The following is a 16887-nucleotide window of genomic DNA, read 5'->3' as shown; positions in this document are numbered from 1 at the left end:
TAATATCCTTATGGAACCTTTATTAATTTATAAAGCATTGTCAAATGAAACAAGATGTCAAATTTTATCATGGTTGAAAAATCCAGAAAACCATTTCGATGAAAAACCTTATCTAGAGCAAGGCCTTAACTTTCAAGTTGGAGTATGTGTAGGAGATATCCAGCTTAAAACTGGCTTAGCCCAATCGGTTATTTCTAGTTATTTATTAACTATGAAAAAAGCAGGACTACTAGACTCTGACCGAATTGGAAAATGGACATACTATCGCCGAAATGAAAAAACAATACGAGAGTTTTCTGAATACGTTCAAAACGAATTATAAAATGAAAGCTAATAATCAATCTGCATACTAATTGATTATTAGCTTTCACACATTCTGCTTTTTTACAGGCAGCAATTATTTTTTTATAAAATTGCACTACCTATAAAGCAAGAAACATAGAAAGGAGAAAATTTTTTAACATATCATATCTAGTTATTTAGATATCTGTTATTGTATTTCAAATTACATAGTCCTGATAATATTGGCATCCAATCATACTTGTAATAATGCTTCTTTGTTAATGAATTTACTTTCAAAATACTGATACGAATGGAGAGTTTTATAAATGAAAAAAGTAAATCCTTTACTTATTCTGACACTCGCAATAGGTGTGTTCGGAATTATTACTACCGAGATGGGTATTGTCGGCGTATTACCACAAATCACTCAAAAATTTGGAATTTCAACTACACAAGCTGGATTTTTAGTAAGTATATTTGCACTAGTTGTTGCTATTTCTGGTCCGTTTTTAATTCTGCTCGTCTCTAGTATTAATCGCAAAATAATTTTATTATCAGCAATTTTCATATTTGTTATTTCAAATATAATCTACGCTTATACAACACAATTTGAAATCATGCTTATTTTTCGTATTTTACCGGCAGCACTTCACCCACTCTTCTTTTCAATTGCTCTTGTAACAGCTGCTAAACTTGTCCCTCCAGAAAAGAGCGGTCAAGCGGTTACAAAAGTTTTCATGGGAATTACTGTTGGCTTTGCTTTAGGTGTACCACTAACCTCTTACCTTGCAGACCAATTTTCACTCGAAATTGCTTTCTTATTCGGAGCGCTTGTTAACACTCTTGCATTCATTGGAATACTAATCCTACTTCCTTCTATGCCTGTTAAAGAAAAAATGTCATTCGGCAAACAAATTCGTATACTCGGCAAACCAGGATTATGGTTGAATATTTTAACCGTCACATTCCTTTTTGCAGCCATGTTTTCCGTATACAGCTACTTCGCCGAGTACCTTGCAAAAGTAACTTCCATGAACGGATCTCTCATCAGTATCATGCTATTCATATTTGGTATCGTTATGATTTTAGGCAATCATTTATTTGGTAGTCTCCTGCAAAAAAGTATAGTAAATACAGTAATATTATTCCCTATCCTATATTCTATTGTTTACATATTGGTTTATTATTTAGGTTCCTACCTTGTTCCAATGATTTTTATCGTATTCATTTGGGGAATCGTACATGCTGGTGGATTAATTGTTGGTCAAACATGGTTAATAAGCGAAGCAAAAGAAGCGCCTGAATTTGGTAATAGTCTATTCGTTTCGTTCTCCAATCTCGGAATTACTTTAGGAACAACTATTGGAGGCTGGTTCATTTCAAACTTAGGTATTCACCAGCTTATTTGGAGCGGATTCATTTTCACACTACTCTCATTTCTGTTAATTATAATAAAACTAAAATTTTTCAATTCTAATAGCCAGGCTTCATTATCAAGTTAGTACATTTTCAGTTTCAAATTTTATAAACTAAAAAGTATAATGATCAAAGCCTTTAGCCATAATTACGACTAAAGGCTTTTTTGTATATAAAGTGAAACTTTACTCAGCGGGGGTTTTGTTCATCCCCCCACTGAGTATTAGCCTTCACCAATCGGGCGTTTACGGGCAGCAGGGCTCCCACCTAACTTCTTTGCTCCAGCTGAATTTTGAGGTGGGAGTTTTACTGCCCGCAAATAGCGGGATAAAAATAAATCTAAAAGGAGCTAATTTTATGGAACATAATCAAAATGGAGTACTTGCTTTAATTGTTTTGTTTTTAGGATTAGTGTTTTTTGTTAGTGGAATGGTTTATCATTTATGGGGTTCTTATTAATTTCAACTTTTAAATAAATAAATAAATAATTCAAAAACTAAAACGTGTATTGTATCGATATGGCATATTTCCAAAAACAACTTAACATGGTAAAATAATATTCGGACGGGAGTCCAATATTATTAAAATTAAGATGGTTCAAGTCGGAGAAAGGCACCTTAGGGTGTCTTTTCTTTTTTGTTAATTAATAGATTTTTCTCTTCTAGGTAACTCTTTAAAATATAAATTTTAATAAAAAAGACGCATTTAGATTGATGCGTCTTTTGGCGATGTCTCTTTTGTGAAATCATATAAAGCTATTGCACCTAAAATAACAAGTATGCTTTCAGGAGCATCTATCAAAATAGTTTTCCAAATTTCTGGTATTACCCATTTAATATCTGCTGCTGTTTCAAGATATGTTTGAAAATAACTGATTGTAAAATTAATTACAGATAAACATACAAATAATGTTAGACAAAATCGAATTAATTTCTTATTTTTAAACATGTAACACCTCTCAAAATTCATTGGATATTCCTACTTTTGGTTTGTTATATACTTACATCCTCATATTTTATTTTAACATACAAAAACCCAAATAAATACAATATGTATATTTGCATATTTTTATATCATATTTACGGTATTCAATTAAATAAGAATTCGCTTTTCCATTCAGGATCCTTTCTATCCTCTTCATTATAATCAAGAAGACACTCTTTCATTATTTTTGTATCTCTCGGTAACCTTTTTTCAAACTTTGACCATCCGTCGAAGATCATTTTGTTTGGCAAAGGACACACAAATCCTGTAATACAATCCCAAAAAGCATCCCAGTTTTCCACGTACAAATCAGGAAACTCAAGCTTCTCTTTAAGAAGTAAATGCAATTCTTTTGCATTATAAATGTTGCTTACATCTATGACAATAATTGATTCATGTTCATTACTCAATTATATATATAAATCATACTTAGTTAAATTGGGTTGATTTTATAAGGAGTCAAAAACCTCTAAATGTTTATTTTATAATTATATAAATAATCCTAACATCTTCAAAAATTGATATAATGATACAGTTATTTATAGCAATCAGGGAGATGTACAACATGAACTATACACATATGCCAAAAGAAATAGGAATGATTAAGCGGACTCCATTCGCTTCAATACCGAAGAAATTCATCGGTATTGGTAATATTGTTAAAAAACAAACAAAAGTGGAGCGCCCTAAATTAGCCCAAGACAAACAAGAAATTATTGAAAACAAGTTACTATGTTCATTTCTTTCTGAAGAGAAGGTATTGATTACTTATTATAGAGATGGTCATTTACTTACTAGATATGTGACTGTAACTGACATAAATCCGATAAAGAATTTAATAACTTGCACTGATGCATCTTATAACAGAGTTTTCCTTAAATTTATAGATGTAATTGATTTGAGATAAAAAACATACAGTTTTTCAAATATATCCAGGAATAAAAATGAAAGAATCTTGTATTCTAGGTTAAATACAGATAGAGAAAAAGTGTAAGTTCTTGTGAGAATTAGCAAGATAAAGGCTGTTTGTTTAGGTTTTGGACTGTCTGTTATGGTTATCGAATTTACAAATACAAAAGAGGAACAGAACACAATAGAGAAAACTAAAGAAGCATTTAGATAATAGTTGAAAACGCCCGATTAAGGACGGCTTCAACTATTATCTAACTTTGATATATTCATACCACCATTTACCACCTGATCAAGTATCCACCAAGTAATCTTATCTAACTCTGTATTAGGTAGGACATCGGTTTGGATATAACATAGTCCAGAAAGTGAATCAACATTAACGCTACCTTTTATTCCTCGTTCTGCCATAGCTTGAATAGCTTCATCTAAGGAGTTAGTATCGAATCCACCTGACTTAACGTATTGATATCCACATTAGAACCGCCGTTTCCTTCACAATTCCCAACAGTTTGTCCCGTTAGAGCGTATAGTCATACCCCCTCCTTATGGTAATTCCTTTTGTAAATCTTTTTATTTAAATGTATAATTGTATGAAAAGTTCTAAAACTTTGAATCGAGGTGAAAAGCATGAGAAGTTTTGGCTCATTAATGATCTCTACTATCTGCTCAATAATCCTTATAATTTGGAATGCCTATTCCTTCTATGATGGATTCACGATGGGACATACGTATTACTGGGTTAATGGCATCGCAGCTGTTATCTTCTTTCTATTCTTTATCGTAAACATGCGAGAGATCTGCAAGAAAAACTATAGAACCTCAGAACAATAGGAGTTGATACATATGTGGAAAAAAATTAAGAATTATAGATTGAGCTTAAAAGATTTAAAGTTCATGTTATGGCTGTTCGGTATTACATGCTTTATATACAGCTACAATTTCATTGTAGGACTTGCTTTTGTCCACAAATTCCAAGTTTATGATTTAGGTGGTGCTATAGCGACATTCGCCGCATTTATGGATACTAGAAATAGGATTAAAAATAAAAATTATAAAGCAGCTTAATATAAAAAGGATCCTTTGCGGTTTCCTTTTTTCTATGTAAAATAAAAAAGCATCGAATTCGCTACTTTAATTGTTTGTTGTTTTCTTCTATTTCTTCTTCATTAAATGATTTTTGTACATTTCTTTTTAAATCCAATCCTTTATAAACAAGTTCCTTGAAATCTTTCATAGATAATGGATCATTCAATACTTCCCATAATCCTATCAATTCTGTATATTTAGGTGCCTCCGTAACATACTCGTGTGATTTAACTGTTTCGAAGTGTCTATGGAATTCCCAATGACATTCTTCGCATAAATAGTAGAACCCGGAACACCTGTCATTTACACTCAAACTATTTTCTGTTCTATGGTTTCCTAGCCCCATTGTTATTCCTCGCTTTCTACTTGTAAATTTCTATTTCAATTGAATATGCAATATTTCATATTTCATTATTGTAATATTTCTTTATTAACTATCACTTTCTAGTTCATCATTAATATCCATTGATAAATCAACGTTTGTAATTTAATTCCTTATATTAAACCCCGACAAGATACTTTTAAACACTTTATTCAAATAATTATATTGGAATTTCTTGTTCTACAAATCTATACGTGTTTTGTGTATTATATAGCAGAAGAGTAAGGTAAGAGTTACTCTTTGCCATTTTAGAAAAGGTTCTGTTGGAGACAACAGGACCTTTTTTGTTCGAATTTCAATAAAACAATTCTTAAATTCCATCTCATTGGAAATAACTGTATAATGAAACTGATTAAATATTAGGAGTGCTATTAATGTCTGATATAATCCGTCTCTTAATTATCATGATGATTGCAACCTTTTTATTTTCTTCCATAATAATGGAGTTTAAAAAACCTCAAAAAAGCATGTTTTGGTTCTCAATTGAAGTCTTGTCTCTCCTCGGAGTTTTACTGCTAATAAAGGAATTTTTTATCAATCATATAACATAGTCCCCTGAATAAAATTCAATATTCCGTCAATACTGTAGACAACCGATTAAGTTACTTTCTCCTTGTTCCCCCTTGGAGAACCGAGCAGTTAGCTTTTGCTGACTGTTCTTTTGTTTGAAATTAAAATAGCGTTTTTGTTCCAAATGATGCCCTCATTAATTCGGACACATTTACCATTATTTTTAACAAAAAATTCATGATATCGTTAATTAGTCGAGTACGTCATTACTTGACGATTACTCTTAGGAGCCCCGCAGACAATCGGGGTTTCTTTTATTTAAAGCCATTTTCTCTTTTAGGGTGATATAGTCCTTAAGATCTTGTTAAACCAGTGTAATTACGGTTGGAACTTCATTCTGTTTGACACATATCCCCAGGCTATCTGGACATGATAAAAGATGAGGTGACTGACATGAAGGATAAAATATTAGAATTAGTACCAGGATCGGTAAAAAAATTACTCCAGAAAAAAGTTAAAGATGGAAACCGATGCATCATTGATTTGGTTGTGGATGATGCAACTGCTTATGGATTTGAACCGGAGCAAGTAATCCCCTGTATCATGGCGGGTTATTATGTTTATGAATCTACCACCTATCCCAGTGAAATGGAGGAAGAATTGAAGCTAAACTTGGTTTTTCATGCGGCCAATCGCTCGGCAATGAAGCTTCTGTCTTATGGGAAGTATAAAGCGAAACAATCTGAAAGTGGATGGATGAGATATACAAATCCATAAGGTTTACTTAACATACACTAACTAGCTTGGTGAGCATGAGGCAACGCCACATGCCCATCGACTTGAGATCTTGAAATACCCCAAAGTATTTTGGTGAAAAAAAGCAACATTTAAGTTCCTTATGACATTTTTCTAATATAAGTTGTAACATTGCCTAAACAACAACTACCTTGTGGATTGTTTACTTCACAACCACATCGATTTTCTCTTATGTTTTCGCGAATATGCTCTACTGGATTAGGAGTAAGTCCATTTTCTACATATTGTTTGATTTTTTCTTTTGTCCAATCAAAACAATAGCAAATTGGTGTAGTTGCTGAGTCATCTTTTTGATTTACAGCTACCTTTATGTCCGATACAAAGTATTTTTTATTATTCGTATCAAAATAGACTACATCACAATCTTCGTTTGAACAAAAATAGTGATTTTCTTTAGCATTTAATGTTTCTAATGCCGATGGTTTAAGCAATGATTTTAGTGTAATCAACTTTACATTCTTAGCTTTATTTTTACATGATGGACAATGACCATTATTTTCAATTTTTATTCCTTTAAGGTTACTACAACAATCTTCCATTATTCTCCCACCTTTACAATTTATTATTTTTATAAATATTCTTCTACTTTCTTTTCTGAATCTATTAAAGTTTCGATAATAAGATATTGCATCTGTCTCACCTCATATAAAGTATAAACCCTGTGCCATAGTACAGGGTCAAGGAAAGTATTATTTACTATATTATCGATTTACTTTCTTAAAATAAACTGTCATTATTCAATAAGCCTTTTTCAGCAATATACTCCGATTGCGAAATTCTAAAACTACATTTAGGGCGATTAACCTTTATCACCTCGTAACTCTTTACTACAACGTTTTACAAAAAATACTGTTATTAAAATAATAATTCCTATACTCAAAACAAGTAATTGATCGAGTGCAATCACATCACGAAAAATCCAACGAGAAACAAAACCGAAGCTAGACATGCACACACATATAAAACCAAAACAATTTAACCATCTATGTACATTTTTCATTCATCCCCCTCCTTAAACTTGCATTTTATCATTCCATCCTGTTTTTGGGTGTGAGTGCTGGCTAGTTGTGTGGTGATACCCCTATATAGGGCTTTTTCTTTTTTCTCAATGACCAATATTATTAAAATTAAGATGGTTCAAGTCGGAGAAAGGCACCTTAGGGTGTCTTTTCTTTATTTTCAAAAGGACCTGCTCAATTATTGCGTAAAAAACATAAAGTAATTTGAATCCGTTAAAATACATGAGTGACCCCTTGTTTTCCCCTCTTATTAAAGGAGGAGCTATTATGGGATTTGGTGGTAGTTGTAGTAGTTGTGGCGGCGGCTTTGCTTTACTAGTTGTATTGTTTATTTTATTGATCATTGTTGGAGCTTCTTGCTTCTGCTAAAAAACTATCGGAAAAGACACTCTTATATGGGTGTCTTTTCTTTGTAATAAAAAGCTCTTCATCACTTTCGGTCTTTAGTGTGACATACAAATAATCCAGTTCCCCAAGCGCCCATATTCCACAGCCCCTTCTTTGTGCTTTTCTTTTCATTTATATTTCAATTTAAAATATAGTAGAAACTCATTACAAGGCTAGTTATATATACAATTATTATAGATAATATATACCTTTCACCACATGTATCATTCTGAATAATTAAAAATAAATATTAAAAATTCCATATAGACCCATTACTGGTTAAAATGTTATAATTAAAACACCCTACATAGTTACTCATGTTCAGGATGAGAAACTAGCGTCTTATTAAGTAATGCGCATAACTTAAATAAACAAGACACTGCAAAGTGTCTTGTTTATTTGCATCAAGTTTCCTTTTTATCCCAAAACCAATATAATAAAATGTAACATTTAATACATATAAAGAAAAATATAGATTTATTAAATCATTATGGCACCCATGAAAGTACTTTTATTTTGGAGGAACAAACTATGAACAAAAAGTTATTAACATCATTATTATGTAGCTCATTCTTATTTGGATTATCAGCTTGCAGTTCACATGATACATCTAGCAGTAACACGAAAAACGAACAGGAGACTTCTAAAGAAACAAAGAATGATGAACTTAGCAACAAGGATCCTCAAAAAGAACTTCCCACCCATGGAGATTCTTCTGATGTATACATATCAATACACTCTGCCGATTCATTAGATGTTATAGGTAATGGAGAAGTTAAAGCACAAGGTGTATTTAAAGTATTAGACGTCGCAGTTTATAATCGTCAAGAGGAACCCATTACACTAAATAACAATAACTTTAAATTAATTGACGGAACCGGAAGAGAATATCACATTTCTAATGAATCTCAATTAGTACTTAAAGCTGCAAATACTGCTACATTTAAATTTGGTGTTCTTAATCCTAATGAAAATTCGGAAGGGAACATTGTATTCGATGTACCGAAAAATACGCAAGGATTAACTTTGAAAATTAATGGAGATATGCTGGATGAAGGGATCGAGTTAAAGGTGGAATAGTCAAAGAAAATACAAACCGCCTATCACAACTTATACTAACATAACAAAAAGTACAGCCTCTGTATTAACTACAGTAGACTGTACTTTTTCATTTGTGATTTTGTATAACTCACTATAATAGGATTCCTTAGTTCTTTTGAGAAGATGCTCTCCAATCACGAAAAGATGTTGGAAACCCAGAATGTCCACGTTGCTTTGTAACAACTGGTTTCTCTTGAAGAGTAGTTGATTTCTCTTCAGGAATAGTTGGTTTTTCTTCAAGAATACTCAAAGCTGTTTGCATTTTCTCCAGCTGTTCTTTTAAAGCTTGCTGCTCAATCTTTAAATCCGTAAGTAAACGTAATATCATCTCAGAATTAGCCATAACGATCTCCTTTCCCCCAATGCACAGAATAAAATACCATATGTAATAAGCGGAATACTCGTGACAAAAATAAGTTCGTCAACTCTTTTAAAATACCGAGTACTTTTATTTTTTCAAAAGGACCTGCTCAAGTTTATCCGTAAAAACATAAAGTGATATAAATCCATTAATATATGGAGTTTATGGAAGGAGGAGTTAATATGGGCTATGGTGGTAGTTGTGGAGGCTATGGTGGTAGTTGTGGTGGAGGCTGTGGTTTTGGCGGTGGATTCGCCTTACTTGTTGTGCTCTTTATCTTATTAATCATCGTTGGAGCTAGCTGTTGGGGCGGCGGATTCGGCTGCTAATAAGAGGCACTCTTGAGAGTGTCTTTTTTTTATTTCTCAATATAGGGCTAACATATATGTGTTACTATCAAAAGGCGAGATTCCCTAAGCGTAATATAGTAGTTTACCAACTATGAAAGCCACTGTCACAAGAAAACAGTAGGCTTTTATTTTGTTATTTAACAAGATTAAAACATGAATTGCCATTTCTCCTCAGTAACATTTTTAAATTGACATAGCACTTCATGCACCATATACTGTTAACAACAGTATACTGTCATTAACAGTATACATTCCAATTCATTCTAGGAGGTATATTCATGAAGCATACAGGAAGACATACAGGTGCATTTCTTTTGTTATTTTTAGCAGAAGGTGATAACTATGGCGGGCAGCTACTTCAGAAATGTGACGAAGAACTTCCGGTCAATCCAATCGATAGTGCCATCCTTTACCGCACGCTGAAGAAATTAGAAAACGAAGGTGCTATTGAATCTTATGTAAGTACATCAGTTCCAGATAAGCCGAGAAAGATGTACAAAATTACTACAGCCGGAAAAGAACAATTAGCGGATTTTCAAATGGATATTGAGGAAAAAATGAAAAACTTATCATTTTTCTTAGACAAATATAAAGACTTAAAGGAATCTAATCATGATTAATGGCGCTATCCTTTACACTTTGGCCATTATTCTTACGGGGATTTCTTTTATGAAGGATCGGAATAAAACGAAATTTGCCCTATTAAAATCATGGAAAATATTTCGAAACCTCCTCCCTGCCATGCTCTCCATTATGCTTTTCGTTGGACTATCACTTTCTATCTTAACGCCGTCCTTCATCTCTTCCATCATTGGAGAACAGTCCGGGTTCATAGGTATTATTTATTCAGCAATACTCGGCTCCGTTGCACTCATTCCAAGCTTTGTCGTGTTCCCACTTGGTAATACGTTAGTACAGCACGGCGCAGGTCTTCCTCAAGTTGCGGCACTCATGTCTACACTAATGTCAGTAGGAATTACAACCTTGCCGATGGAACAAAAGATATTCGGACGAAGCTTTGCTTACGCTCGTAATGCATCTGCATTACTCATGTCACTCCTATTCTCATATATCATTTGGGTGGTGATGGTATGAATGAACTAAAAAGATATCGCTTCTTTTTCATTTTGCTGATTGGACTTATCATTCTAACTTTTATAAACCAATCTTTAGGATGGAGCGCATTACAATTAACAGGGAATAGCATTTTAGATATGTTGTTTCTACTCCCCCCTGTCCTAATATTTGTAGGGTTACTTGATCAGTGGGTGAAGAAAGAAACGCTAATGAAATATATGGGAGAAAAGTCCGGCATATATGGAATATTATTCTCTCTATTATTAGGCGGAATTGCAGCTGGTCCCCTCTATGTTGCCTTTCCGATTGCAGCACTACTATTAAAAAAAGGCGCCAGCATTAGGTACATCGTATTTTTCTTAGGTGTTTGGACAACTGCGAAATTACCGATTATGGTGTATGAATTTTCTTCATTCGGAGCTACCTTTACGCTCATTCACATTTGCTTCGGTCTGTTGTTCTTCTATGTAATGGGCATCGTTTTTGAGAAGTTTTATGATCAACGGCAGTTGTTGCAGTATGATATTACGAAAGAAATGTAAAAAGACATCTTTATCTTGTAAAGATGTCTTTTTAATATGAACCTTAATTTTCGTTCTGTAAAACCCTCGCTGCCTTTACTTCCTTTTTCTCTTCTTTTAAGAACAACGATACGATAAAAGCAATAACGATAAAGATTAACCCTAGTGTAAATGCGCCTTGGAATCCAGATGTTAAACCGTTTAACTTCTCTACTGGATCCATTGGATTTGCTGAGCTTTCCATATACTTAGTTGTTCCTGAAGACATTTTCGAAATAAAGATAGCCGTACCAATTGCGCCAGCTACTTGCTGTAACGTATTAAACAGCGCTGTTCCGTGCGGATATAAATCTGGTGTTAATTGATTTAATCCATATGTTTGTGCTGTCATTACAAACATGAGTCCGACCATTAATACGCTATGCATGACAATAATTTGTACCATTGATGTATCAGGAGTAATGCCTTTAAATAAGAACATTGCAATACCTACTAACACAATACCGGGAACGATAACAACTTTCGGGCTAAATTTATCAAACAGTTTACCTGCGATTGGTCCCATTATAGCGCTAATAATACTTCCTGGAAGCATTATTAGTCCTGATTTAAAGGCTGTAACGAGTAAAACTGTTTGCAGGAACATCGGTAATAGTGTCATCGTTGAAAATAACGACATCATCACAATGACGATTAATCCAACTGATATTGTAAACATCGGAACCTTAAATGCACGTAATTCTAAAATTGGATTCTCAATTTTTAATTGTCGAACGACAAAAATACATAGTGATATAAGCCCAACAATTAAGGCGCCATACACTTTCGGATCGGACCACCCTAAGTCACCTGATGCACTAAAGCTATACACAATCCCGCCAAAACCTAATGTTGATAAAAGAATAGATGGATAATCTACTTTTGGCCTTGTTAACTCTGAAACATTTTTAATGTATTTCATTCCAATCATAATCGAAATAATCACGATAGGAATAACAATGTAGAATAACCAGCGCCAATTCAATGAATCAACGATTACTCCAGATAATGTAGGGCCAATTGCTGGAGCTGACATCATCACAAGTGCGATTAATCCCATTGTGGCACCACGTTTTTCAGGTGGACAAATAAGTAAAATCGTATTCATTAATAACGGTGAAATTAACCCCGTCGCTACAGCTTGGACGATACGGCCAACTAATAAAATAGAAAATGTCGGTGCGAATCCCGCAATTAATGTACCGACTAAAAACGTTACCATAGCGATCAAAAACATTTGTCTCGTTGTGAGCCATTGCTGAAGTAACGCTGTAATCGGGACTAAAACCCCAACTACTAACATGTAAGCTGTAGAAAGCCATTGAATCGTTGAAGCTGTTACGTCGAATTCTTTCATTAATACAGTTAACGCATTACCAAGTAATGTTTCGTTTAATAATGCAACCATTGCCCCTAAAAGTAATGCAATTAAAATCGGGGTATGTTTCATATTAGAAGTATCAACTTTGCCACTTGCAGGGCTCTTAGTTGTTATATTCATGTATTGATTCTCCTCCTGTTTTTTACTTGAAAATCTTTAAATACACCGGAACACATGTAATATAATATACATATGTAGATTAAAAAGGGAGAATCAATTTAAAGCCATTGTATATTTAATCTACAAAAAAGGAGAATTGTAGATGAACGATAATGAAAAACAGCTTGATTTACGTATTAGACGTACACATAAATTACTATGGGATTCCTTATTTGAATTAATGACGCAATCAAAACAGAAATATAGTACTATCACGATTAACCAAATTTGTGATCGTGCAATGGTACACCGAACAACTTTTTATAAACACTTTGAAGATAAAGATGCTTTATTAGCATTTGGATTTAAACGCTACAGCAAGATGATTGCTGAAATACCGATTTCAGATCGATTAAGTAAACCATTTCAAGTAATGGAACAATTTCTACACCATGAAGAAATCGGTAAAATATTAGAGACGCAAATGTCTGATGAACAATTTATTAGCCGTACACAGTATTTAAGTCACGAAACGAGAAAACAAGAAATAGAAGCGTTAAATCAACTTTGCAAAAACCATACGATGCCAAATGATTTAATCATTGAATTTTATTCAGGGGCAATCACCTCATTAAGTGCATGGTGGTTTAAAAATGAAAGAAGCGTTTCTGCTGCTGAAATGGATAGGTATCTCCACCAACTTATTAACCGGAATATTTTTCAGTTTGAAGAAGAATAACTTCACCATCAAAAAAACGCCTATATGAAATAGGCGTTTTTTACATACTATTACTTACCGATTTTCTTCAAATCCGAACTTTCTATAATTGAACGAGAATATCCATCTTTCCCAACTCGCACCATAGCTCTTCCCAACTGCTCAGAAGTTATCACACTGCCGAATCGCTTCAACAGAGGATTAAAGGGCTTCATCACATCATACATTAATTGGTACAATTTCGTTTTTGATTTCACACCATTTGCCGGAATGATCAATCCTGGTCTAAACATATACGCAGCTTTAAAAGGTAAACGCAACAATTCATTTTCCGTTCTTCCCTTCACTCTCGCCCATATCGTACGTCCTGATCCTGTACTATCTGTGCCGCTACCAGATACGTAAATGAACGTCATGTTTGGATTTAACTTCGCTAATGTTTTTGCGGTAGATAACGTTAATTCGTACGTAACTATAGAATAAAACGTCGATAAATTTTTGTTCCAAATATTCAGAATTAATATTAAAATAAAAAATGGGGATAGGGGTATGGAATCATAAATTATACATAACGAGGGAATAGAAATGAAAATTCAATTAAAAGCTGATTTAATGCTACTACTAGTTACATTTTTTTGGGGTGCATCCATCCTACTTACAAAGCTTGGACTTGATGGCATAGAAGAATACAATTTAATCGCATTACGATTTATTATTGCCTTTCTTTTATCAGGTTTAATATTTTACAAACATTTATTCAAAGTCGATTTTAAAACTGTAAATTATGCCTTTATACTAGCTTCTGTTTTATTTATCGTTTACATTTTCGCGACATTCGGTACAAAGTATACAAGTGTGTCTAATGCTGGTTTCTTACTATGTCTCACAGTCATTTTCATTCCGATATTATCAGCTATATTTTTAAAACACATTCCTGAAAAGAAAGTTATATTAGGAATTGTGTTAACGATAATAGGAATTGGCTTATTAACATTAACTAGTGAATTCAAGATCGGTAACGGCGATATATTTTGCATATTATCTGCCTTATTTTATGCGATTCACGTCATCATTACCGGAAACGTAACAAAACATGTGAACTCGATTGCGCTCGGGGTCATACAACTCGGTTTCGTCGGCCTATTTAGTCTTATTTTTTCATTAGTGATGGAAACCCCAAAACTTCCTGGCACGATCAACTCATGGCTAATCATCTTAGCCTTAAGCATATTTTGTACCGCGGTCGCATTCATCGTGCAAGTTATCGCCCAGCAATACACGACGCCAACACATACGGGACTTATCTTTTCATTAGAACCTGTCTTTTCAGCAGGATTTGCCTTTGTTTTCACAGGTGAAACACTTACAGGGAAAGGGTATTTAGGGGCGACACTTATATTAGTAAGTGTGTTAATTGCTGAGGTGGATTTTAAGAGCTTGTTGCGGCCTAATTATAAGAAGAATATAGAGTAAACATTTCACTATGATCAATAAACATACCCCATAAAAATATGAGTTTATATCATTCTCTTCACTTAGATTTTCTTTTAAATGAGACTTTTTTAGATGCTATCTTCGAATAAGGTAGCATCTAAAAAATGTTAAAAGAAATTTGCCCCTAGTATCTTCTTATATTTTATGTAGCCTTCATATTTGACCTTTTCTACGTTCTTTGAAGTGAAGATGTTCAAAATTACTTACTGAATATAGTCATACAGATTTTTCGCTAACAATAAACAAGTTACTGTAATGAAAAGAGCACGAACATACCCGCTTCCTTTTTTTATAGCAAATTTGGAGCCAACAATCCCTCCAGCAATTTGAGCAATCCCCATTATAAAACCATACACATAGTTTACTTGCCCTACATACATAAACATCAACAATGCACCAACATTACTTCCTAAATTAAGAAGCTTCGCATTACCTGCTGCTTTTAAAAAATCATACCCAATAAATAAAAGAGAAAACATTAAAAACGAACCTGTGCCAGGACCTAGAAACCCATCATAAAAACCAATAGCAAAAACAAAAAAAGTAAAGATAATGACGTGTCGACCAGACAATTTTTTATGAGTGGAAATACTACCCCAATCCTTTTTGAATATCGTATAAATAGCAACCGCACCAAGCATGATCAGCATCAATGGCTTCAGTACTTCTGGGTTCATTAAATGAACAGTCCATGCCCCTATTATGGAACCTATGAAAGTGAGTGGAAATAATTTAAACGCCGATTTCAAATCAAGATTACCAGAACGATAAAACACAATATTACTAGTTGCACACCCCATTGTCGACGCTAGTTTATTCGTAGCTACTGCACTCGCTGGATTCAGTCCTGTAAATAATAAAGCGGGTAAGGCAATGAGTCCTCCACCACCTACAACTGAATCAATAAATGCAGCTAAAAATCCAAAAGCAATCAAAATAATTAATACTGATGGGTCTAAATAAAAATCCATACTATTAACCTCCCCCTTTAGTCACTATTCGAATAGTAACTAATAATTTGCTAAATGTAAACAGTTATTGTAACGTTGAAATATAAAAGCAAACATCGGAGGACGAAAAAAGTGGACTACATAGTGCAACAGCTTAAAAAAATTGGTTTTAATGAGTATGAAGCTAAATCTTATGTATCTCTTGTTAAACAGGGGCCTGTCACAGCCTACCAAGTGAGTAAGGATTCGGGTATCCCAAGAGCGCGAATTTATGAGATTTTGGGTAACCTTGTAGAAAAAGGAATTGTCATGAAGGAAGAAATAAATGACACCACTCGCTATTCACCTCTACCTGTTGAAATCTTTTTACAGAAGGCTCAATCAGAATGGCAGTCTACTTATGAAGTAATCAGTGATTCATTAAAAAAACTAGAAACTTCCGAGGAAAAAACGGATAATCGAGTGATTACTTTAAAAGACAATAAAACAATCATTAGCTATTGTCAGGCATTAATAAAAAAAGCAGAACAACGTATTGTCATTTCAATGTGGGATGAGATGTATGAAGCGTTAAAAGAGGATCTATCTCAGGTAGCTGATAAAGTTACAGTACAAGGTATTACCCTGCATGTTGAAAATCCCATTAAAAATCTAGAAGCCCATCGTATAACACCTTATACAGAAACCCTGTCTACAGAACATTGGTTTATTTTATCGATAGATTCTAAAGAGATGATTTATGGACCATCACTTGAGGAGCGTAATATTGCTTTTTATACAGATGATCCCGTTCATATATACCTATTAGAGGATTATGTATGGCATGATGTTTTAGTGAATCGACTTGTACAACGTAGCCAAGATGATTTGGAGCAATGGATTACTACAGAGAGAAAATCCTTCTTTATGGAAAAATAAGAAATATATTCAAGAGCAAATCAAAAAATTTGCGTATTAAACCTAACAACTTCTCCGTACAAAAATAGCCGACTATTATATAGT

General features: G+C 33.6%; 25 protein-coding genes and 1 pseudogene. 16 read left to right on the top strand and 10 right to left on the bottom strand.

Translation table 11 applies throughout. The features are described from left to right. Positions 1–10 precede the first annotated feature (10 nt). A complete protein-coding gene (locus NSQ69_RS05150; protein ID WP_002011018.1) occupies positions 11–322 on the top strand; it encodes an ArsR/SmtB family transcription factor in 312 nt (103 codons plus the stop codon). Positions 323–608: 286 nt separating this feature from the next. Further along, a complete protein-coding gene (locus tag NSQ69_RS05145; protein WP_002125689.1) occupies positions 609–1784 on the top strand; it encodes an MFS transporter in 1176 nt (391 codons plus the stop codon). Positions 1785–2403: 619 nt separating this feature from the next. On the opposite strand, the gene NSQ69_RS05140 is transcribed toward NSQ69_RS05145, so the two are convergent. Next, positions 2404–2667, bottom strand: a complete 264-nt coding sequence (locus tag NSQ69_RS05140) for a DUF3937 family protein (RefSeq protein WP_002169007.1) — start codon at positions 2665–2667, stop codon at positions 2404–2406. Between the two features lie 119 nt (positions 2668–2786). After that, positions 2787–3092: a barstar family protein gene (locus NSQ69_RS05135; RefSeq protein WP_002064072.1), complete on the bottom strand. Its 306-nt coding sequence runs from the start codon at positions 3090–3092 to the stop codon at positions 2787–2789. Positions 3093–3247: 155 nt separating this feature from the next. On the opposite strand from NSQ69_RS05135, the gene NSQ69_RS05130 reads away from it, so the two are divergent. After that, entirely contained in the window at positions 3248–3589 is a 342-nt protein-coding gene (locus NSQ69_RS05130) for a YolD-like family protein (RefSeq protein ID WP_002125679.1), read from the top strand. A gap of 93 nt (positions 3590–3682) precedes the next feature. Further along, positions 3683–3805, top strand: coding sequence for a hypothetical protein (locus NSQ69_RS05125; RefSeq protein ID WP_003187628.1), 123 nt, complete (start codon positions 3683–3685; stop codon positions 3803–3805). Between the two features lie 36 nt (positions 3806–3841). On the opposite strand, the pseudogene NSQ69_RS05120 reads toward NSQ69_RS05125, so the two are convergent. After that, positions 3842–4124 (bottom strand): annotated as a pseudogene (locus NSQ69_RS05120) (N-acetylmuramoyl-L-alanine amidase C-terminal domain-containing protein); the annotation flags it as partial. Between the two features lie 97 nt (positions 4125–4221). Here NSQ69_RS05120 and NSQ69_RS05115 point away from each other — a divergent pair. Beyond that, entirely contained in the window at positions 4222–4425 is a 204-nt protein-coding gene (locus NSQ69_RS05115) for a hypothetical protein (RefSeq protein WP_078176431.1), read from the top strand. A gap of 12 nt (positions 4426–4437) precedes the next feature. Further along, on the top strand, positions 4438–4659 hold the full coding sequence (locus tag NSQ69_RS05110) for a hypothetical protein (RefSeq protein ID WP_002125677.1): 222 nt from the start codon (positions 4438–4440) through the stop codon (positions 4657–4659). A gap of 61 nt (positions 4660–4720) precedes the next feature. Here NSQ69_RS05110 and NSQ69_RS05105 read toward each other — a convergent pair whose 3' ends face one another. Further along, on the bottom strand, positions 4721–5026 hold the full coding sequence (locus NSQ69_RS05105) for a hypothetical protein (RefSeq protein WP_002125676.1): 306 nt from the start codon (positions 5024–5026) through the stop codon (positions 4721–4723). A 999-nt stretch (positions 5027–6025) separates the two neighbouring features. Here NSQ69_RS05105 and NSQ69_RS05100 point away from each other — a divergent pair. After that, positions 6026–6349 (top strand): hypothetical protein, encoded by a 324-nt coding sequence (locus tag NSQ69_RS05100; protein ID WP_002064068.1) that lies wholly within the window; start codon positions 6026–6028, stop codon positions 6347–6349. 119 nt (positions 6350–6468) lie between these two features. Here the strand turns inward: NSQ69_RS05100 and NSQ69_RS05095 are convergent, their stop codons facing one another. Together NSQ69_RS05095 and NSQ69_RS05090 are read right to left on the bottom strand one after the other, a co-directional pair. Then, the gene (locus NSQ69_RS05095; protein WP_000389113.1) at positions 6469–6927 is read right to left on the bottom strand and encodes a putative iron-sulfur cluster-binding metallochaperone; all 459 of its coding nucleotides are present in this window, start codon (positions 6925–6927) and stop codon (positions 6469–6471) included. 260 nt (positions 6928–7187) lie between these two features. Beyond that, positions 7188–7388: a hypothetical protein gene (locus tag NSQ69_RS05090; protein ID WP_016119728.1), complete on the bottom strand. Its 201-nt coding sequence runs from the start codon at positions 7386–7388 to the stop codon at positions 7188–7190. Between the two features lie 286 nt (positions 7389–7674). On the opposite strand from NSQ69_RS05090, the gene NSQ69_RS05085 reads away from it, so the two are divergent. Both NSQ69_RS05085 and NSQ69_RS05080 read left to right on the top strand, forming a co-directional pair. Next, positions 7675–7776 (top strand): YjcZ family sporulation protein, encoded by a 102-nt coding sequence (locus tag NSQ69_RS05085; RefSeq protein ID WP_000505688.1) that lies wholly within the window; start codon positions 7675–7677, stop codon positions 7774–7776. A gap of 549 nt (positions 7777–8325) precedes the next feature. Further along, positions 8326–8874, top strand: coding sequence for a DUF4352 domain-containing protein (locus NSQ69_RS05080; protein WP_002169011.1), 549 nt, complete (start codon positions 8326–8328; stop codon positions 8872–8874). A gap of 127 nt (positions 8875–9001) precedes the next feature. Here NSQ69_RS05080 and NSQ69_RS05075 read toward each other — a convergent pair whose 3' ends face one another. Continuing rightward, entirely contained in the window at positions 9002–9238 is a 237-nt protein-coding gene (locus NSQ69_RS05075) for a hypothetical protein (RefSeq protein ID WP_002140614.1), read from the bottom strand. Between the two features lie 200 nt (positions 9239–9438). On the opposite strand from NSQ69_RS05075, the gene NSQ69_RS05070 reads away from it, so the two are divergent. The 4 genes from NSQ69_RS05070 (at position 9439) to NSQ69_RS05055 (ending at position 11225) form a co-directional block, all read left to right on the top strand. Next, a complete protein-coding gene (locus tag NSQ69_RS05070) occupies positions 9439–9585 on the top strand; it encodes a YjcZ family sporulation protein (protein ID WP_000540380.1) in 147 nt (48 codons plus the stop codon). Positions 9586–9884: 299 nt separating this feature from the next. Then, complete coding sequence (locus NSQ69_RS05065; protein WP_002169012.1) at positions 9885–10226, top strand: PadR family transcriptional regulator; 342 nt, start codon at positions 9885–9887, stop codon at positions 10224–10226. Further along, a complete protein-coding gene (locus NSQ69_RS05060; RefSeq protein WP_078203489.1) occupies positions 10219–10701 on the top strand; it encodes a hypothetical protein in 483 nt (160 codons plus the stop codon). Before NSQ69_RS05065 ends, NSQ69_RS05060 begins: the two co-directional genes overlap by 8 nt. After that, complete coding sequence (locus NSQ69_RS05055; protein WP_061689512.1) at positions 10698–11225, top strand: permease; 528 nt, start codon at positions 10698–10700, stop codon at positions 11223–11225. Before NSQ69_RS05060 ends, NSQ69_RS05055 begins: the two co-directional genes overlap by 4 nt. A gap of 43 nt (positions 11226–11268) precedes the next feature. Here the strand turns inward: NSQ69_RS05055 and NSQ69_RS05050 are convergent, their stop codons facing one another. Next, entirely contained in the window at positions 11269–12744 is a 1476-nt protein-coding gene (locus tag NSQ69_RS05050; protein ID WP_341099000.1) for an MDR family MFS transporter, read from the bottom strand. Positions 12745–12886: 142 nt separating this feature from the next. On the opposite strand from NSQ69_RS05050, the gene NSQ69_RS05045 reads away from it, so the two are divergent. Then, the gene (locus NSQ69_RS05045) at positions 12887–13462 is read left to right on the top strand and encodes a TetR/AcrR family transcriptional regulator (RefSeq protein ID WP_002186556.1); all 576 of its coding nucleotides are present in this window, start codon (positions 12887–12889) and stop codon (positions 13460–13462) included. Positions 13463–13512: 50 nt separating this feature from the next. On the opposite strand, the gene NSQ69_RS05040 is transcribed toward NSQ69_RS05045, so the two are convergent. Continuing rightward, positions 13513–13857, bottom strand: coding sequence for a hypothetical protein (locus NSQ69_RS05040; protein ID WP_341098998.1), 345 nt, complete (start codon positions 13855–13857; stop codon positions 13513–13515). Between the two features lie 169 nt (positions 13858–14026). Here NSQ69_RS05040 and NSQ69_RS05035 point away from each other — a divergent pair, with 169 nt between their 5' ends. Beyond that, a complete protein-coding gene (locus NSQ69_RS05035; RefSeq protein WP_341098996.1) occupies positions 14027–14914 on the top strand; it encodes a DMT family transporter in 888 nt (295 codons plus the stop codon). 224 nt (positions 14915–15138) lie between these two features. Here the strand turns inward: NSQ69_RS05035 and NSQ69_RS05030 are convergent, their stop codons facing one another. Beyond that, entirely contained in the window at positions 15139–15906 is a 768-nt protein-coding gene (locus NSQ69_RS05030) for a TSUP family transporter (RefSeq protein ID WP_002087281.1), read from the bottom strand. A 111-nt stretch (positions 15907–16017) separates the two neighbouring features. Between NSQ69_RS05030 and NSQ69_RS05025 the strand changes: the two genes are divergently transcribed. Beyond that, on the top strand, positions 16018–16803 hold the full coding sequence (locus NSQ69_RS05025; protein ID WP_341098995.1) for a TrmB family transcriptional regulator: 786 nt from the start codon (positions 16018–16020) through the stop codon (positions 16801–16803). Positions 16804–16887 lie beyond the last annotated feature (84 nt).

The sequence above is a fragment of the Bacillus sp. FSL R10-2201 genome (assembly GCF_038008665.1).
In the GTDB taxonomy this organism is placed as follows: domain Bacteria; phylum Bacillota; class Bacilli; order Bacillales; family Bacillaceae_G; genus Bacillus_A; species Bacillus_A mycoides.
This window is presented reverse-complemented; position numbering and strand designations above follow the sequence as displayed.

What these genes read in the sequence shown, in the direction of transcription:
- NSQ69_RS05150 (WP_002011018.1), top strand. Translation starts at nt 11, where the DNA reads ATGGAACCTTTATTAATTTATAAAGCATTGTCAAATGAAACAAGATGT.
- NSQ69_RS05145 (WP_002125689.1), top strand. Translation starts at nt 609, where the DNA reads ATGAAAAAAGTAAATCCTTTACTTATTCTGACACTCGCAATAGGTGTG.
- NSQ69_RS05140 (WP_002169007.1), bottom strand. Translation starts at nt 2,667, where the DNA reads ATGAATTTTGAGAGGTGTTACATGTTTAAAAATAAGAAATTAATTCGA.
- NSQ69_RS05130 (WP_002125679.1), top strand. Translation starts at nt 3,248, where the DNA reads ATGAACTATACACATATGCCAAAAGAAATAGGAATGATTAAGCGGACT.
- NSQ69_RS05115 (WP_078176431.1), top strand. Translation starts at nt 4,222, where the DNA reads ATGAGAAGTTTTGGCTCATTAATGATCTCTACTATCTGCTCAATAATC.
- NSQ69_RS05110 (WP_002125677.1), top strand. Translation starts at nt 4,438, where the DNA reads ATGTGGAAAAAAATTAAGAATTATAGATTGAGCTTAAAAGATTTAAAG.
- NSQ69_RS05105 (WP_002125676.1), bottom strand. Translation starts at nt 5,026, where the DNA reads ATGGGGCTAGGAAACCATAGAACAGAAAATAGTTTGAGTGTAAATGAC.
- NSQ69_RS05100 (WP_002064068.1), top strand. Translation starts at nt 6,026, where the DNA reads ATGAAGGATAAAATATTAGAATTAGTACCAGGATCGGTAAAAAAATTA.
- NSQ69_RS05095 (WP_000389113.1), bottom strand. Translation starts at nt 6,927, where the DNA reads ATGGAAGATTGTTGTAGTAACCTTAAAGGAATAAAAATTGAAAATAAT.
- NSQ69_RS05090 (WP_016119728.1), bottom strand. Translation starts at nt 7,388, where the DNA reads ATGAAAAATGTACATAGATGGTTAAATTGTTTTGGTTTTATATGTGTG.
- NSQ69_RS05085 (WP_000505688.1), top strand. Translation starts at nt 7,675, where the DNA reads ATGGGATTTGGTGGTAGTTGTAGTAGTTGTGGCGGCGGCTTTGCTTTA.
- NSQ69_RS05080 (WP_002169011.1), top strand. Translation starts at nt 8,326, where the DNA reads ATGAACAAAAAGTTATTAACATCATTATTATGTAGCTCATTCTTATTT.
- NSQ69_RS05075 (WP_002140614.1), bottom strand. Translation starts at nt 9,238, where the DNA reads ATGGCTAATTCTGAGATGATATTACGTTTACTTACGGATTTAAAGATT.
- NSQ69_RS05070 (WP_000540380.1), top strand. Translation starts at nt 9,439, where the DNA reads ATGGGCTATGGTGGTAGTTGTGGAGGCTATGGTGGTAGTTGTGGTGGA.
- NSQ69_RS05065 (WP_002169012.1), top strand. Translation starts at nt 9,885, where the DNA reads ATGAAGCATACAGGAAGACATACAGGTGCATTTCTTTTGTTATTTTTA.
- NSQ69_RS05060 (WP_078203489.1), top strand. Translation starts at nt 10,219, where the DNA reads ATGATTAATGGCGCTATCCTTTACACTTTGGCCATTATTCTTACGGGG.
- NSQ69_RS05055 (WP_061689512.1), top strand. Translation starts at nt 10,698, where the DNA reads ATGAATGAACTAAAAAGATATCGCTTCTTTTTCATTTTGCTGATTGGA.
- NSQ69_RS05050 (WP_341099000.1), bottom strand. Translation starts at nt 12,744, where the DNA reads ATGAATATAACAACTAAGAGCCCTGCAAGTGGCAAAGTTGATACTTCT.
- NSQ69_RS05045 (WP_002186556.1), top strand. Translation starts at nt 12,887, where the DNA reads ATGAACGATAATGAAAAACAGCTTGATTTACGTATTAGACGTACACAT.
- NSQ69_RS05040 (WP_341098998.1), bottom strand. Translation starts at nt 13,857, where the DNA reads ATGACGTTCATTTACGTATCTGGTAGCGGCACAGATAGTACAGGATCA.
- NSQ69_RS05035 (WP_341098996.1), top strand. Translation starts at nt 14,027, where the DNA reads ATGAAAATTCAATTAAAAGCTGATTTAATGCTACTACTAGTTACATTT.
- NSQ69_RS05030 (WP_002087281.1), bottom strand. Translation starts at nt 15,906, where the DNA reads ATGGATTTTTATTTAGACCCATCAGTATTAATTATTTTGATTGCTTTT.